This window comes from Candidatus Eisenbacteria bacterium, assembly GCA_005893275.1.
Classification (GTDB): Bacteria; Eisenbacteria; RBG-16-71-46; order SZUA-252; family SZUA-252; genus WS-7.
Map to the genome: position 1 here is coordinate 28,949 of VBOW01000021.1, position 15,334 is coordinate 44,282.

9 protein-coding genes and 2 tRNA genes are annotated in these 15,334 nt (G+C 66.3%); 6 read left to right on the plus strand and 5 right to left on the minus strand.

Annotated elements, in window-relative coordinates; translation table 11 throughout:
- Positions 1 to 295: 295 nt before the first annotated feature.
- Both E6K76_04505 and E6K76_04510 read right to left on the minus strand, forming a co-directional pair.
- Entirely contained in the window at positions 296 to 805 is a 510-nt protein-coding gene (locus tag E6K76_04505; GenBank protein TMQ59566.1) for a GWxTD domain-containing protein, read from the minus strand.
- A gap of 826 nt (positions 806 to 1,631) precedes the next feature.
- On the minus strand, positions 1,632 to 4,199 hold the full coding sequence (locus E6K76_04510) for a hypothetical protein (protein ID TMQ59546.1): 2,568 nt from the start codon (positions 4,197 to 4,199) through the stop codon (positions 1,632 to 1,634).
- A gap of 95 nt (positions 4,200 to 4,294) precedes the next feature.
- Here E6K76_04510 and E6K76_04515 point away from each other — a divergent pair, with 95 nt between their 5' ends.
- The 6 genes from E6K76_04515 to E6K76_04540 all read left to right on the plus strand — a co-directional run bounded on the left by E6K76_04515 (position 4,295) and on the right by E6K76_04540 (position 9,660).
- On the plus strand, positions 4,295 to 4,909 hold the full coding sequence (locus tag E6K76_04515; protein ID TMQ59547.1) for a DUF47 domain-containing protein: 615 nt from the start codon (positions 4,295 to 4,297) through the stop codon (positions 4,907 to 4,909).
- 42 nt (positions 4,910 to 4,951) lie between these two features.
- Entirely contained in the window at positions 4,952 to 5,941 is a 990-nt protein-coding gene (locus tag E6K76_04520; protein ID TMQ59548.1) for an inorganic phosphate transporter, read from the plus strand.
- Positions 5,942 to 5,944: 3 nt separating this feature from the next.
- Complete coding sequence (locus tag E6K76_04525) at positions 5,945 to 6,562, plus strand: DedA family protein (protein TMQ59549.1); 618 nt, start codon at positions 5,945 to 5,947, stop codon at positions 6,560 to 6,562.
- 36 nt (positions 6,563 to 6,598) lie between these two features.
- Positions 6,599 to 6,672: transfer RNA gene (locus E6K76_04530), tRNA-Gln, on the plus strand.
- Between the two features lie 36 nt (positions 6,673 to 6,708).
- Positions 6,709 to 6,783, plus strand: a tRNA-Glu gene (locus E6K76_04535).
- 54 nt (positions 6,784 to 6,837) lie between these two features.
- A complete protein-coding gene (locus tag E6K76_04540) occupies positions 6,838 to 9,660 on the plus strand; it encodes an insulinase family protein (protein ID TMQ59550.1) in 2,823 nt (940 codons plus the stop codon).
- Positions 9,661 to 9,689: 29 nt separating this feature from the next.
- Here the strand turns inward: E6K76_04540 and E6K76_04545 are convergent, their stop codons facing one another.
- From E6K76_04545 to E6K76_04555, 3 genes are all read right to left on the minus strand, one after another.
- Positions 9,690 to 12,536: a hypothetical protein gene (locus tag E6K76_04545; GenBank protein TMQ59551.1), complete on the minus strand. Its 2,847-nt coding sequence runs from the start codon at positions 12,534 to 12,536 to the stop codon at positions 9,690 to 9,692.
- A 61-nt stretch (positions 12,537 to 12,597) separates the two neighbouring features.
- Positions 12,598 to 13,812 (minus strand): glycosyltransferase family 4 protein, encoded by a 1,215-nt coding sequence (locus E6K76_04550; protein TMQ59552.1) that lies wholly within the window; start codon positions 13,810 to 13,812, stop codon positions 12,598 to 12,600.
- A complete protein-coding gene (locus E6K76_04555) occupies positions 13,809 to 15,290 on the minus strand; it encodes a glutamate--tRNA ligase (protein ID TMQ59553.1) in 1,482 nt (493 codons plus the stop codon). Before E6K76_04555 ends, E6K76_04550 begins: the two co-directional genes overlap by 4 nt.
- Between the last annotated feature and the right edge of the window lie 44 nt (positions 15,291 to 15,334).

Below are 15,334 nucleotides of genomic sequence, written 5' to 3' on the forward strand. Positions count from 1 at the left end.
CCCCGATGGATCTGGGGCCTCTTGCCCGAACTCGCTATGGAGAGACGGGGATCAAGTCCGGTGCGCGGAGAGAGTTGCGCAGAGATCGAATCGTTTCTGCCCCACCCCCTTTCGGTCTGGTCTACCCAATACGTGCCTGGCCAACCATATCCCATCCCACCCCAATGCTAAGGGGCATCAAAAATTCCGGCGCACCGTAGTCTTCCTAGGGTAGGCCTGTCAATCTAAATTTGATCCTTTTGGAATCAACGTGCTGATGCACAATGACTTACGAAATCGAATCGGAATCCGCGGGCTAGGGACTGCTGGGGGTGGAGACGAGCTCGTATCGTCCGAATCCATCACGATCCACAAACACAAACGTCTTTCGTTCGCGGTAGTAGTACCAAATCTCCTCGGGGGGGCGATCGAAGTTGAACGGGTTGCGGACGACCTCGTCGGGCGGCCCATAGCTAACGTAGATACGTCCCATGTCGGTCTTCCAGCCGGGGCTTCCGGTGGAGAAGTGCTGGTTCGCGTACTGCACCCGTTGATAGAACTCGTCCCGCGCCTCGTTTTCGGGTGTCTCGGGGGTGGGGTCGCGCTTCCTCCAGAACGAATCCCAGAATGCCTTCCTCTCTTCCTCCCCCTTGAGCCTCCCCATCTCGTCGCTTTCCTGCTGGGTCGCGATGTAACGCAAGACGTCCAACGATTGCGCGGAGGCAAATCCCATCGTCGCGCGCGATTGGTCCACATCGAAGCTCTTGTCCCGGCGGATCGTGGAGTTCTTTCTGTCCTTCGAGCCGGGCCCGGGCGGCACGTTCATCTCGACAACGAAGCGGTAGGATCCGGCGCCCAGACCGGCGAGCCTCGGGCGCAGGAGAAACCTCGTTCGGCCGGCTCCCCGGGCGAATGTTGTGTCGCCGGTGATGACCTGCTCCCCGCTCTCGCTGACCACCTTGTACGCGAGGCGGAAGACCGAGTCCGCTCCCGCGCCGCTCCTCTGGTCGAAGATCTCACCCGCGCCCGCGAAGGCGTCGAGGTTGTCCCCGTAGTGCCGGGACGGATTGGGAACGAATTTGGGGTCGGACCCACCCATCCCGGCTTCGACCGTGCCCAGGGATAGATCGGAAAACCACACGAGCCCCGGCGGCGACGACGGAACCTCGAACTCGATCGCGGTCCCCGACGTGCGCTCGGCCACGAGATCCGCGATCGCCACCTCGATGCGGTATTTGCCGGGCGGGACCTGGAAGTCGAGATGGTCCGCGATGTCCTCTCCCCGCCTGCGCGTCTCCGAATAGGTCGACGCGCGAAGCTCACGCGTGTAGGTGTCGCCCGTGAGCTGCCTTCCACCTTTTTGCCTGAAGAAAATCACGCGCACTTCGTACGCGGCGTGGTACCCGGCCGGAGGTGTGCGTTCGAACAGCAGCTCGCTGCGGCTCATGCGGTAGTCGAGCCGGACCGTCGGCTTGCCCGATTCTCCCAGCTGAAGCGTGGCATCGACCGAGAAGTGGGGGCGGCTGGGGCTCGTTCCAGGCGGCGGAACCTCTGCCTGAGACGGCGGTCCCGGGTTCTGGTATTGCGCCGAGGCCGTTCCGCTGCAGAGCCATGCCGCGCAAAGGAGCAAGAGCCCCGGCCGGGCTCGGGCTCTAGCGCAAGAGGATGAGTTGGCGGGCATCGTCGATTCCAGGTCCGATCAACTGCACGAAGTACACTCCATCCGCGAGGAGGCGTCCGCGATCGTCACGTCCGTCCCACGCGACCGAGCCGAAGCCGCCGCCGGAGGCTATGGTGCCCACGATCCGCCGCACCAGCCTCCCCGCCGGATCGAAAACACGGAGCTGAATTGATTTTCCCCCATCCCCCGAGAGCACGCGATACGGAACCGAGAGCGTCTGCCCGTTCCTCGGACTATAGGGGTTTGGATAGACGCGACCCAGGGCGGAGTTGGAAGGCACGTAGATCGCTCCTTCCGCCGCTTTGAGCGAGGACCCGTCCGGAAAGAACGCCTCCAGCCGGTAGCGGTAACGGGTGCCCGCCTGGACGGCGGCGTCGAACGCGGAGCCCGCCGCCGGGCTCAGGAGGGAATCGTTCACGCGGACCCCCCAGGAAGGGCCGAGCCCCTGGGACGCGGTCCCCAAGTCGCGGTACACGTTCCAGCCGACCAGTCCCGCCGGCGGAAGGACGCTCCAGGAAATCCTTACCCGGGGCCGCACGGCCGCGGGGTCGAACTCGAGGTCGAGCGGCGGGTCCGAGCCGACCGTGGCGCTCGCGCGAAAGCGCTCGAGCCCGAAGCTCCCCGCGACGAACAGCGTGTCGCCCACCCAGAGCGCGTCCCGCGAGAAGCCCGGGATCGTGATCACCCCGCGCACGAGGGGCGCCCCCGGATTCCGCAGATCGATCGCGAGCGCGCCGTCATCCCCGAGGAGCGCGAGCGCGGTCTCTCCGAGCTGGGCGACGCCGAAGCAGCGCGGCGCCGGAACGGTTGCGAGGAGGGCCGGGGAGGTTGGGTCCGTCAGGTCCCCCACTTGCACATCCCCGCCGCTGGTCCCGACGATCAGCCGCATCCCCGAGATATCGAGGTCTCGAGCGCCGATGCCGGACGCGGCGCCGAGCTGGGTGGGCGCGTCCGGATTTCCGAAGCCGATCGAAAGGAGACCCAGGAGCTCATCGGCGAGGTAGGCGATGGTGTCTCTTACCGCGATCGCGCGCGGCTCCAGGACGAAGGGATAGTTCAGGCTCCCGCGGGCGACCGGCGCCGTCGAATCCGCGACGTTCACGAACGTGACGCCGGCCGAGCCTCCACCGCGTCGGGCAACGACGACGAGCCCGGTGTCGACCGCGGAAACGGCGATCGTATTCCCCGGGAGCGGGAGCGTGGCGAGCGGGGTCGGCGCTGCCGGGTCGGCGACGTTCACGATCATGAGGCCGCCCGTGCCGGACGCGAGGTAGGCGATGTGGCGGACGCGGTCCAGCGAGATGTCGTAGGCCCGCGCGTTTCCGGATAGGGCCAGGGTTCCGACCAGCGATGTGTCGGCGGACCCCGCGCGGTAGATGCGAAGCCCGCCCGTATAGTCGGCCGCGTAGACCAACCCCGCGTCCCAGGCGATCCGCCGGACCCGGCCGGTGCCGGTCGTTGTGGTTCGCGACGGCTGAGCCGGCTGTGCCACGTCGAAGATCTCGAGCAAGCTCTGGCCCACCTCGTCCGGTTCCCCGGGCAGCGTCAGATCGTCCTCCGAAACCAACGCGAATCCGCCCACGATGGAAACGTGGAACGGCTCCATCGCGGTCAGCCGATCGACCTCGGAGGCCAAGACCCCTCCTTTGGCGCCGCTGCGCGAGAACTGCGCATACGTGCGTGACTCGCCGACGGCGACGACCGAGCTCTGGTCGGCATCGACGTCCCGGACGAATTGCCCCGAGCCCACGGGCGCAGCCGTTCCCGGAAGGCGCGTTTCGGTATCGAAGGGCAGCACGCCTCCGCTCCCGATCGCAACGAATGCCATCGCATCCGGCCACGCCAGATCCTGGACCAGGAACCCATTCGCCGTGAAGTCCCAGAGCGACTCGGGCGCGGCGCCGGTCTGGACACGGTACAGCGTGAGAAACATGCGAAGCGTAGGGGCGGAACGCACGCTCAGGACGAGGAAGGAATCGGAACGGGCCCGGACGCGCACGATTCCCCTCCCATCCCGATACGCGCGGGTATCGACAAGGGAGAGCGCGCCCGGTGACGTTTCCCGGAGAAAGTAGAGCGTGGATTCGCTCGCGGCTGCGAGGGTCCCGCTCCCACGCGCGAACGCTCCGTGCTTGAGCTCTCCCAGATGATCGTGGCCCCCGACCGCAACCAGGTTCGTGGAGTCGGTGGCGTCCACGGCCACGATGCCTCGGTCCCCGGCGAAGAGATACGCGGTGCGCCCGCTCCAGGCAACCTCGCCGACCGGGCCTGCCGTCCGGAACGACCCGAACAGCGTGTCCCCGGCCCCCGCCGATCCGCGGAACTCGATTCCCGCCCGCGTCGGGACCAAATAGGTCCCGCCCGCGGCGCCGAAGGATACGGGGACCGCTGGGCCGTATCGCGCGGAGACCGAAGAGGGCGTGAGGCGCGTGGCGATGATCTCGCTCGCGGCACGCGCACCCTGGAGCGGCATGGCGAGGAGGCAACCCACGAGAATGGCGAGGACGGAAACGCGCGACGGCCGCAGGGATGGGGTCATCTGACTCGACGCTACCACGCGCCGCGGAGCGGCCTCAAGCGCCGTTGTTTCCGCTTGTCACACCGACTCGCGCGATGGTATAGATTCCCACTCTTATGCTTCGCTTCCTGCCGATCCAGACCCGCTTCTTTGACCTTTTTGAGGCCCAGGCGAACAAGGTTCTGGAGGCCGCCCAGGCGCTCAAGGAGTTGGTCGAGCATTACGAGAACGTCGACGAGAAGGCCCGCCGCATCAAGCAGCTCGAGAGCGACGGCGACAACATCACCCACTCGATCATCGACAAGCTGAACCGGACGTTCATCACGCCTTTCGACCGGGAGGATATCCACGCGCTTGCCTCCGGGATGGACGACGTGCTGGACAACATCGAAGGGGTCTCCAGCAGACTGGCGCTATTCCACGTCCGCTCGGTCACACCGGAGGCGATCGAGCTGGTCTCGGTCGTGGAGCGCTCCTGCGCCGCCATCCAGACGGCGATGACCCATCTGCGCGACCTGAAGAGCATTCCCCCCTATCTGATCAGGATCAACGACCTCGAGAACGAAGCCGATTTCATCTCCAGGAATACGACCGCGCAGCTCTTTGAACAGGCGAGCGATTTCCGCGAACTGATCAAGTGGAAGGAGCTGTATGGACGCCTTGAAGCTACGACCGATGACTGCGAGGACGTGGCGAATATCCTGGAGGGGATCGTCGTCAAGAACAACTGACGCGCTTCGTGGTGCGCGCCGACACGCCCCCGTGACGACCCCATGACGATTTCCGTTCTCGTCATCATCGCGCTCGCTCTCCTGTTCGACTTTCTGAACGGCTTCCACGACGCCGCCAATTCGATCGCCACCGTCGTCTCGACCCGCGTCCTGACCCCCGGGATCGCCGTGGTCTGGGCCGCGGCATTCAACTTCATCGCCGTCTTTGTCCTGGGGGTCGCGGTCGCCGCCACGGTCGGGAAGGGTATCGTCACACCCGAGGCGATCAACAACCACGTCATCGTATCCGCCTTGACCGGAGCCATACTCTGGAATCTCCTCACCTGGTGGCTCGGGCTCCCGACTTCTTCGTCGCACGCGCTCGTGGGCGGGCTCGTGGGCGCCGCGCTCTGCAATGCCGGCGCCCGAGCCATCGTGATGAGCGGCGTCGAAAAAACCGTCCTGTTCATCGTGATCTCTCCGATGGCGGGGCTTCTCCTGGGCTACGCGAACATGCTCGCCGTCTCTTGGATTTTCCACAGGACGGCGCCGAGCCGGGTCGACCGGCTGTTCCGCAGGCTTCAGATCGTTTCCGCGGCGCTCTACTCCCTGGGGCATGGAGCCAATGACGCGCAAAAAACGATGGGGATCATCACCGTCCTGCTCTTGACGACCCACCGGATCGACCACTTCTACGTGCCGGCGTGGGTCGTCTTCGCCTGTGGGTCCGCGATGGCGTTCGGGACCCTCTTGGGCGGATGGCGAATCGTGCATACGCTCGGCGCCCGCGTGACCACCCTTCGACCCGTCGGGGGATTTTGCGCCGAAACCGCAGGGGCGATCAGTCTCTTCACCGCGACCCACCTGGGCATCCCGGTGTCGACGACGCACACAATCACGGGCGCGATCGTCGGCGTGGGCGCCACGCGGAGGCCTTCGGCGGTCCGTTGGGGGGTCGCGGGACGGATTGTGTGGGCGTGGGTGCTCACGATTCCCGCGGCCGCCGCGGTGGCCGCCGTGACCTTCCGTCTCACGGCGCTCGTCGCTCCGTAAGCCTTGCTCGAGACCCTCCTCAAGCCGGTCACTTCGTTCGTTCTCTCCGTGATCTCGAATTGGGGATACGCCGGAATCGTCTTCTGCATGACCATCGAGAGCGCCTGCATTCCTCTCCCCAGCGAGATCATCATGCCGTTCTCGGGTTATCTCGCGACGACCGGGCGGTTCACGATCTGGGCCGTGGCGCTCGCGGGCGCCGTCGGAAACGTCCTCGGCTCCTGGATCGGGTATGGGCTCGGATCGGTGGGAGGGAGGCCCCTCGCGGAGCGCCTCTCCCGATGGCGCATCATCCGCGTGGAAGAATACGACCGTGCCGATCGCTGGCTCAAACGCCACGGCTTCCAGGTGGCCTTCTGGACCCGTCTCGTTCCGATCGTGCGGACCTTCGTCAGCTTCCCGGCGGGCGCGGCGCGCGTCCCGATCGCGCGCTTCACGCTGTACACGTTTCTCGGTTCCTACATCTGGTCCTTCGCGCTCGCGTGGGTCGGAGCGGCCCTGGGCGAGCACTGGGAATCGATCCGCGAGATTGGGCGCGGGTTCGACATCGCGGTCCTCATCGCGCTCGTGGCTCTGTTCCTCCTCTGGCTCCGCTCGCACTTCAAGCCTGCCCCGCGTTGACGGTTTTCGGCACGGATGCTAGTCTTCTCCTCCCTCTGGGGGATCGTCCAGTGGTAGGACACGTGGCTCTGGACCACGGTACAGGGGTTCGAATCCTCTTCCCCCAGCCACATCGAATTTCGAGCGGCCTCTTATCGCGCTGTTTCGGCGCTATCGTCTAGGGGTTAGGACGGGTGGTTCTCAGCCATCAAACCGGGGTTCGAATCCCCGTAGCGCTACCATTTTCTCGCGCCGGACCCTGCCTGCGTTTCATCCGCGTGAAAGGAGTCTCCTTCATGCCGTTTCGACGATCCTCGCGCCGCCGCCCATTTGAGTCGGCCGCCCCGATCGCGGCCGTACTGCTCGGGGTAACGCTCCTCGTTTCCGCGGCGAGTCGATCCGCCGCGCAGCCGCGCGAGCGGCAACGGCGGGATCCGCGCGGGGAGACCGCCCCAAGGCTGCCCAGGAATGTGGAACGGCTCGACTCGCTCGGCGGCATCACCCAGTACCGCCTCAAGTCGAACGGCATGGCGATCCTTCTTGCCCGGAACGACGCCGCTCCCGTCGTCACGTTCGAGGTGGTCTATCACGTCGGATCCCGGAACGAAGCCCCCGGCAACACCGGCTCGGCCCATCTTCTCGAGCATCTCCTCTTCAACAAAAGCACCAAGAACTTTGGTCGAGCCCTCGGGCACAAGACCTTTCAGGAGGTCTTGTTTCAGGCAGGGTGCGACTACTCCTCCACCAACATGAGCACCTGGTACGACCGGATGAACGGGTATTCGACGCTCCCTTCGGACAAGCTCGAGCTCGCGATGAAGATCGAAGCGGACCGACTCGGGCGCGCGCTGATCCTCGACGCGGAGCGGCAGCCCGAAATGACGGTCGTCCGGAACGAATACGAGATCGGGGAGAATGATCCTTCCCAGGCCCTCTACAAGGCGGTCATCGGCGCGGCCATCACGGCTCATCCCTATCACTGGGACACGATCGGGTACCGCTCCGACATCGAGGGCGTCTCGACCGAGACGCTGCGCCAGCATTACAAGGACTTCTTCTGGCCGGATAACGCCGAGGCCGTCCTCGTGGGGGACTTCGATCCGCTCACGGCGCTTCGGATGTTCGACCGCGAGTTCGGCTCCTTCCCCCGGTCCCCGAAGCCGATCCCGTCCGTTATCACGGTCGAGCCACCGCAGGAGGGTGAGCGGCGGGTCATCGTCAAGAGGCCGGGCCAGGTGGGGCTGGTGGAGATCGGATTCATGCGTCCGAGCTCCCTCCACCCCGACTTCATCCCCCTCGACGTGCTCGCCACGATCCTCGGCTGGGGTGTCAACTCGCGGCTGTACCAGGCGCTCGTCGAGAAGGGCCTTGCGACGGAGGTGAGCGCGAGCAACTACACGCTCCGCGACCCGTTTCCCATTCTGATCGACGCCACCGTCGCTCACGGCGTGAGCCACCAGAAGGTGGAGGATGCCACGAAAGCCGCGCTCTACGCGGTCGGGAGCACGGGCGTCACCCCCGTGGAGCTCGCGCGCGCGAAGAGCCAACTCGAGGTCTCCGTGATCCGAGGCCGCGACGGGACCTACGAGCTCGCCTCGAGCCTCGGGGAAGCGGTGGCGTCGGCGGACTGGAAGTGGTTCGTGCGCTACGTGGAGACGATGAAGCGCGTCACGCCCGAGGACGTTCAACGAGTGGCCGCGACCTACCTGATCCCCGATCACGCCACCGTCGGCTGGTTCGTTCCGTCCAAGGCCGACGAGAAGAAACCCCAGAAAGCCGCCGGCACGGGCGGCTCGACGGAGTCCTCCGCATCGAGCGGGACGAGCGCGACGGGGCCGGCTCACGAGACGTTCGCGCAGCGAACGCTCCACCGGGTGCTGGGGAGCGGGATCACGCTCGACGTCCTGGCGAATCACGCCGTCCCGACGGTGGCGGTGCACGGGATCGTGCTGGCCGGCCGGATGCACACGCCGCGCGAAAAGCCGGCGCTGGCCCAGCTCACCGCGATGATGCTGGAGCGCGGCACGAAAACCCACGACAAGCGCGCGATCGCGGCGCTCCTCGACGGAGTGGGAGCCCGGCTTCACGTCGTGAGCGACATGTACGGGGCGACGATCCAGGGATCCTCCCTGTCGCGCGACACGAGACTTCTCCTCTCCGTCCTGGCGGAGGAGATGGGGAGTCCCGCCTTCCCCGATTCCGAGCTCAAGAAGGCCAAGGCCGAAATGAGGACCGACGTGCTCCGGGCGTTCGACGACACGCGCCAGCGTGCGTTCGACCGGCTGACCCAGGTCGCCTTCCCGGCGGGCCATCCCTACCGGGCCCCCTCCAAAGACGAGATGCTCGCGAGCATCGACGATGCGCGTCCCACGGACCTCGACGCCTTCCACAAGGACCGCTACGTCGGCGCCTCAACCTATCTCGCGATCGTGGGAGATGTCGATCCGGAGCGGGTGGCCGCCCTCGCGGACTCCCTTCTCGGCGAGCTTCCGCGCGGGTCGCGCCCGGACCTCGGCGTGGCGCGCGCCGACCGGGGGCAACCCGCGCGAGAGGCGGTCACGCTGCGCGGAAAAGCCAATATGGACCTCATGTTTGGAGCGACGAGCGGGCTGAGGCGGCAGGACCCGGACTACGAAGCGAGCCTCGTCGCCAACGCGGCGCTCGGACAGAGCTCCCTCTCGTCCCGCCTTGGACTGCGGGTTCGCGATACGGAGGGGCTCACGTACAGCATCTATTCACGCTTCACGATGACCGACTACCTGGACGGCGTCTGGCTCGCCGATGTCGCGGTCGCGCCCAGCAATCTCGGGAAGGCCATGAAGTCGACGCGCGAGGTCATCGAGAGCTACTGCAGGGATGGGATTACGGAGGAGGAGGTCGCGACGCAGAAGAGCTTCTTCGCGGGAAATTACCAGGTCCAGCTGGCGACCAACGCCGGCACGGCACAGGCGCTCGCGGTGGCGGAGAAGTTCGGCTATGGGCCGGCCTATCTCGACGAGTTTCCGGATCGCGTGAGGCGCGTCTCGCGGGACCAGGTCAACGCGGCGATTCGCGCGCATCTCGATCCTGCGAAGCTCAACGTCATCGTCGCCGGGGACCTGGACAAGCTCCCGGAGTAGGCGGCCTCGCCCCGGCCCGAGCGAGGTCCCTACCGCACGAGCGTCATGGCGCGCGTGCGAACGGTGCCGCCGACCGCGAGCCGATAGAAGTAGCGCCCGCTCGCGACCGCGGCGCCGCGGTCATTCCGCCCGTCCCAGCGCGCGCGATAGACACCCGGAGGCTGCGCCGCGTCCACCAGGGTCCGGACGAGCCGGCCCGAGGCGTCGAATACCCGCAGCGAGACGCGCCCACCGGGACCCGCATCGTAAGGGATCACCGTCTGGGGATTGAACGGGTTCGGGCGGTTCTGCTCCAGGCGGGCGACGCGCGGCGCTCCCGCGCCCGCCACCGCCGTGACCGCGGGAATCGAGGTTGGATCCCATGGCCTGGAACCCAGGGCCAGCTCCCAGCGATCCCGGTATCCGTCGCGGTCTCGATCGATCGCCATTCTCATGCCCGAGTTTGGAGGAACGCCCATATACGTGATCTCTCCCCCGTTCGTGGCCCACGACCGCAAGGTATCCGTCGGGATCGTGCCCTCGGGGTTCAAGTCGCTGATGAACGTGTGGCCGGGCTGATACAAGAATCCTTTCATGATGCCGCCGATTCTCCCATGGGCAATGAGGTCGCAGTTTCCAAGATCGGCTTCGAGGTAGAGCGAGTCGAGGAGAGCCGTGGTCGCGGGGGCGTTCTTTGTGGCGCCGTTGATCGTCAGCTCCCTCCCCACCGAAGGCGCCGTCCCCGTGTCGAAGGAGAGCAGGAACGCCTCGATCTCGTAGCGCGCCATGGTGTCCGGGAAGCTGAACACCGGGAACCTCAGGAAATTCACGATGTTGTCGACCGAGCCGTCGTGGAGGAACCCAAACCCTCGCTTCTGCGCTCCGGAGGCGCGCGTGAATCCGGTCTTTTGATACATGTTTCGAAGCTGAGGCACTTTGAAATCCTGGCTCTCTTGCAGGATCGGTCCCGGGAAAATCACGCGATCCGTTCCCGTGGGCAGCGAGTGGCAGGTAGCGCACGGCTGTCCCCCGTCGTGAGGCCGGGATTCGAACTCGACGCGGCCCGAATCGGCGAGGGCCGTGAATTTGCGATTCAAGGTCTGATTGGGGTTCGGCGGATAGACCACCGTCATGATGAAGTCGTTGTACTTCTGCATGTCGGTCGTCGAGAGCGAATCGGGCGCTCCCATCAGGTTCACGAACGCGGGATTGAAGCGCGTGAAATCCAACCGGTCCCCGCGCCAGTGGAACGGCGGCGTGTCCGAGAGACCGCGCAGCGATTGGGTCGTCATCGGACCCTTCAAGGGATGGACCTGTCTCCCGGCGATCTGGAGACTCGGATCCATCCGTCCCTGAGGATTCCCGAGATCCCAGGCGATGTTGTCGAAGTTCCCGCCCACGTGGCAGCTCGCGCAGGCGAGGTCCCCATGGGCGGAGATGTTGCCGTCGTAGAGGAACCGCCTGCCGCCTCGCACCTCGGGCGGGCTCGGATCGAAACGGAGCGCCACCTCCCCGATTTTCGTCTCGGTGTCGGTATCCAGGATCGCGATCGAGTTGGTGAACCGGTTCAGCGCGAAGAGCTGGTGGCGCGCGGCGTCGAGGGCGAGCCCGGCGGGGCCGCGAGGCTCCCCGGGCGCGATCCCGGGAGGCGAGGGCACGCCCCCGGTGGCCATCCTGTTCGTGACGCCTCCCGATAGATTCAGCACGCCCACCTTGCTCGACCCCATCGCCGCGACATAGGCCTTGGCTCCCGTCGAGCTCACGACGATGTCCGTGGGCTCGGCGAGGCTCAAGTCGCGCTCGGACTGGGGTCCGGGGCTCACCGTGTAATTGATGTGGTCGTTCAGGTGGACCGGGGTCACCGTCCCCGCTCCTCCCGAACCGATCAGGGTCACCTGGTCTTTCGCGAAACGCCCCCTAAGATTTGGCTCGAAGCGGGTCCGGTTCGCGGCATCGGTGTTGGTGACGTAGAGCGTCCCGGTCGAGGGATCGACCGCGATGTTGAACATGTTCGTGCCGACGTTCGAGACATTGGAGGTCACCGCGCCCGTGTTCGCGTTGAGCACCGCGACGTCCACGTCGGGGAGGGAGAAGCCGGCCGGAACGCCCGCGTCCCACACCTTGGGCGTCGGGAGCCCGTCGTCGATCCAATGGGTCCCGTTCCACTGGACGATCACGCCCACGGCGGGCGCGGGGGGGAGACCTGGATCCATGGGGGGATTCGGAGGCGATGGCCCGCCCAGCGCGGTCACCGTCTGGGCTCCGATGATCGTGGTCCGGTTTCCCGCATCGAGCACGCTGACGTAAACCTGCGAGCCCCCGGAGCCGCCGACCGCAAGCGCCCGGGGGTGACGACCGAAGATCGGAGTCGGAGCGAACGCGGGCGCGAGCGTGGCGGGATTGAATGCTTTGACCGCGTCCTCCCCGCTCACGCAGACGAACGCGCGCTCCGGGCTCCCGGCGAACGCCACGTCGGTCGGCTCGTCCCCCACGCGGAGCGTCCCCCGCACGCTCAGCGTTTTCAAATCGACGACGCTCACGTCGTCCGAGAGGTGATTCACGACCCATGCGACGCTGTCGTTTTGGGCGCGGACCGAGACGGGCTCGAGCCCCACGGGCACTTCACCGAGCGTATCCAGCGCTCCGGGGCCGATCGCGAACACCTCGAGCCGCGCGTCGGGAGTATTCAGCGCGAGGAGCTTCGTTCCATCGGGCGTGATCGCCAGCGGGTGCACCTGGAGCGATTCGAAGTTGCGAAAATCCGGAACCACCGGAGTCGAGGAGCGCGAATCATGCGGGCGAAGGGTGATCGACAGGAGAAGGAGCGGGGGTATCAACGCGAGAAGAAAGCACGCGGCCCTGCGCCGGCGGACGGATCGGATGCGCTCTGCAAACACGGGGGACCTCCCAGAGGACGCCGGGCTGGCTGCGGCCGGAGCGTCCTGACCTAAACCCTAATTATATCACTTCTTGCCCATGCTTGCAATCCCTCGCCGGGCGCTCCACAGCTCCCTGGTCCTCGAGTCTCCTCCGGTGCGCCGCGTACGCCTGCCCTAGTAGCCTCCGCATCCCCGACCCGTAACGCTCGCGGCTGAAACGAACCGCCTGACGGCGCAGCGCCGCCGGGTCAAAGGAACGCCGCGTCACCTCCCGCATGGCGCTCTCGAGGGATGCTTCGCTCGGCTCGTCGAAGAGGATCCCGGTCTCCTTCGTCACCGTTTCGAGCGCGCCTCCCCTCGCGAGGGCGATCGCCGGCCGGCCGCACGCGAGCGCCTCCAGCGGCGCGATCCCGAAATCTTCCTCGTGCGCCTGAATCAGCGCACGGCAGGAGCGATAGGCGTCCCGCAGCGCCTCCATCGAGACCCACTCTTCGAACGTGACGGTCGGGCCCGCGATCGAGCGAAGCCTCCTCAAGTCCGGTCCGGAGCCGATCACTCGAAGCTTCGCGCCCATCCGATTCGCCGCGCGGATCGTGAGATCGACCCCCTTGTAGGGCACGAGCGCGGAGACCGTGAGAAAGGCCGCGTCTTTCCCTGGAGCCGCGTCCCCCGGCGTGAAGAATTCCGTGTCCACGGGGGGGTAAACGACGAGGGCGGGACGGCGGTAGTGCTTCCAGATGCGATCGCGGACGTTGAGCGAGTTCCCGACGAATAGATCGACACGATCGGAGCTCAGCCGGTCCCACAGACGGAATCGATGGGCGATCCAGGGGCCCAGGAGCCGTTCGAGCGCCCCCGCGCGCCCGGGCGCGAAGTACTCGGAGTACAGATCCCAGAAGTATCGGACCGGGGTGTTGCAGTAGCACACATGAAGCGTGTCGGCGCGCGTGACCACGCCCTTGGCCGCACAGTGGCTGATGGAGACGACGAGATCATAGCCGCTCAGGTCGAAGGATTCGATCGCATGGGGATACACGGGGACGAACCACCGGTAGCGGCGTCGGCCCATCGGGAGCCTCGCGATCCACGATTCGTGGATCGGATGCGACTCGATCGTCCGGGAGAGGTGCCCTTTCCAATGGACGAGCGTGTACACGCGCGCTCGCGGGAACATCTCACAGAGCACTTCCAGGCACTTTTCGCCGCCGCGCATCCCGGTCAGCCAATCGTGGACCAGCGCGACGCGCAGCGAGTCCAGTCCGACGGATGGGGGTGTCGGGGTCGGCTCGCTCACGCGGCAGGCGCCGGGAATTGAGCCGCAAGCCGATCCGCCGCGTCGCGCAGACGCTTCACGGTCTTCTCTCGGCCCAGGAGCAGGATCACGTCGAATATTCCGGGACTCACCTTTTTCCCCGTGAGGGCGATCCGGGCCGGCATGATCACCTCCCCGGCCTTCACTCCCTCGGAGGATGCGAGCCCACGAACGGCCCTCTCGATCGGATCGTGCTCGAAAGGCTCCACCTCGGAGAGCACGGTCGCGAGCTTCTTGAGGCGCGCGGCCGCGTGCGGGTTCGCGACGAGCTCCGCCCAGGGTTGGGGCTCGGGCTCGACCCGGTCCACGTAGAGATAGGCGGCGTACTCCGGGAACTGTCGCGGGCGTTTCATGCGGTCTCCGACCGCGGCGACCGCCCGCTCGAGAAACGCGCGGTCGGCGATCGCGGACTCGGGCAGGGCCCCACTCTGCTTAAGATTCGAAGCCACCATGTCCGCGCGCGTGGAGAGCGGGAGCGCCCGGAAGTACTCTCCGTTCATCCAGTCCAGCTTCTCGTAGTTGAAGATCGCCGGATTCTTCGAGACCCGGTCGAGCGTGAACACCTCGACCAGCTCATCCAGCGTGAACATCTCGCGCTCGCCGTCGAAGGCCCAGCCCAGGAGGGCGAGGAAATTCACCATCGCCGCCGGCAGGATTCCGTCGTCCCGGAACGCCGTGACCGAGACGGCGCCGTGGCGTTTGGAAAGCCGCGCGCCGTCCGGACCCAGGATCATGGGAAGATGCCCGAATCGCGGGGGCGGCGCGCCGAGCGCCGCGTAGAGCTGAATCTGCCGCGGCGTGTTCGAGATATGGTCGTCGCCGCGCAGCACGTGGGTGATCTCCATCGCGGCATCGTCCACGACGGCCGCGAAGTTGTACGTCGGATGCTGATCCGCGCGCAGGATGACGAGGTCGTCGAGGGTGCTGTTTTGGAACGTGACCCTGCCGCGCACCTCGTCCTCCCAGGACGTTTCCCCCTCGGGCATGAAAAATCGAAGAGCGAAGGGCTCTCCTCGTTCGGCGCGCGCGCTGGACTCCTCCCTGGGGAGCCGGAGGCAGGTGCGGTCGTACTTGGGCGGCTCCCCGCGCGCGAGAGCCTCCTCGCGCTTCCGCTTCAGGTCTTCGGGATCGCAGAAGCAGCGGTAGGCTTTCCCCGCGGCGAGCAGGTGCGCGGTGGCCTTGGCGTAGCGCGCGAGCCTCTCGCTCTGAAAATAGGGGCCGAAGGGGCCGCCCACCTCCGGGCCCTCGTCCCAGCCGAGCCCGAGCCACCTGAGACCGTCCAAGATTCCGCCCAGCGCCTCCTCGACATTCCGGTCCTGGTCGGTGTCCTCGATCCGGAGCACGAAGGCGCCGCCGTGCTTGCGCGCAAAAAGATAATTGAAGAGCGCCGTCCGCGCGTTGCCGACGTGGAGATATCCGGTCGGGCTCGGCGCGAATCGCACGCGTACGGGTGAAGCCATCCCCCGGTCCTTTCCTCTCGTGATGGAATGGGTGCCGCGGCGAG

What these genes read in the sequence shown, in the direction of transcription:
- E6K76_04555 (TMQ59553.1), bottom strand. Translation starts at nt 15,290, where the DNA reads ATGGCTTCACCCGTACGCGTGCGATTCGCGCCGAGCCCGACCGGATAT.
- E6K76_04515 (TMQ59547.1), top strand. Translation starts at nt 4,295, where the DNA reads ATGCTTCGCTTCCTGCCGATCCAGACCCGCTTCTTTGACCTTTTTGAG.
- E6K76_04540 (TMQ59550.1), top strand. Translation starts at nt 6,838, where the DNA reads ATGCCGTTTCGACGATCCTCGCGCCGCCGCCCATTTGAGTCGGCCGCC.
- E6K76_04510 (TMQ59546.1), bottom strand. Translation starts at nt 4,199, where the DNA reads ATGACCCCATCCCTGCGGCCGTCGCGCGTTTCCGTCCTCGCCATTCTC.
- E6K76_04520 (TMQ59548.1), top strand. Translation starts at nt 4,952, where the DNA reads ATGACGATTTCCGTTCTCGTCATCATCGCGCTCGCTCTCCTGTTCGAC.
- E6K76_04505 (TMQ59566.1), bottom strand. Translation starts at nt 805, where the DNA reads ATGAACGTGCCGCCCGGGCCCGGCTCGAAGGACAGAAAGAACTCCACG.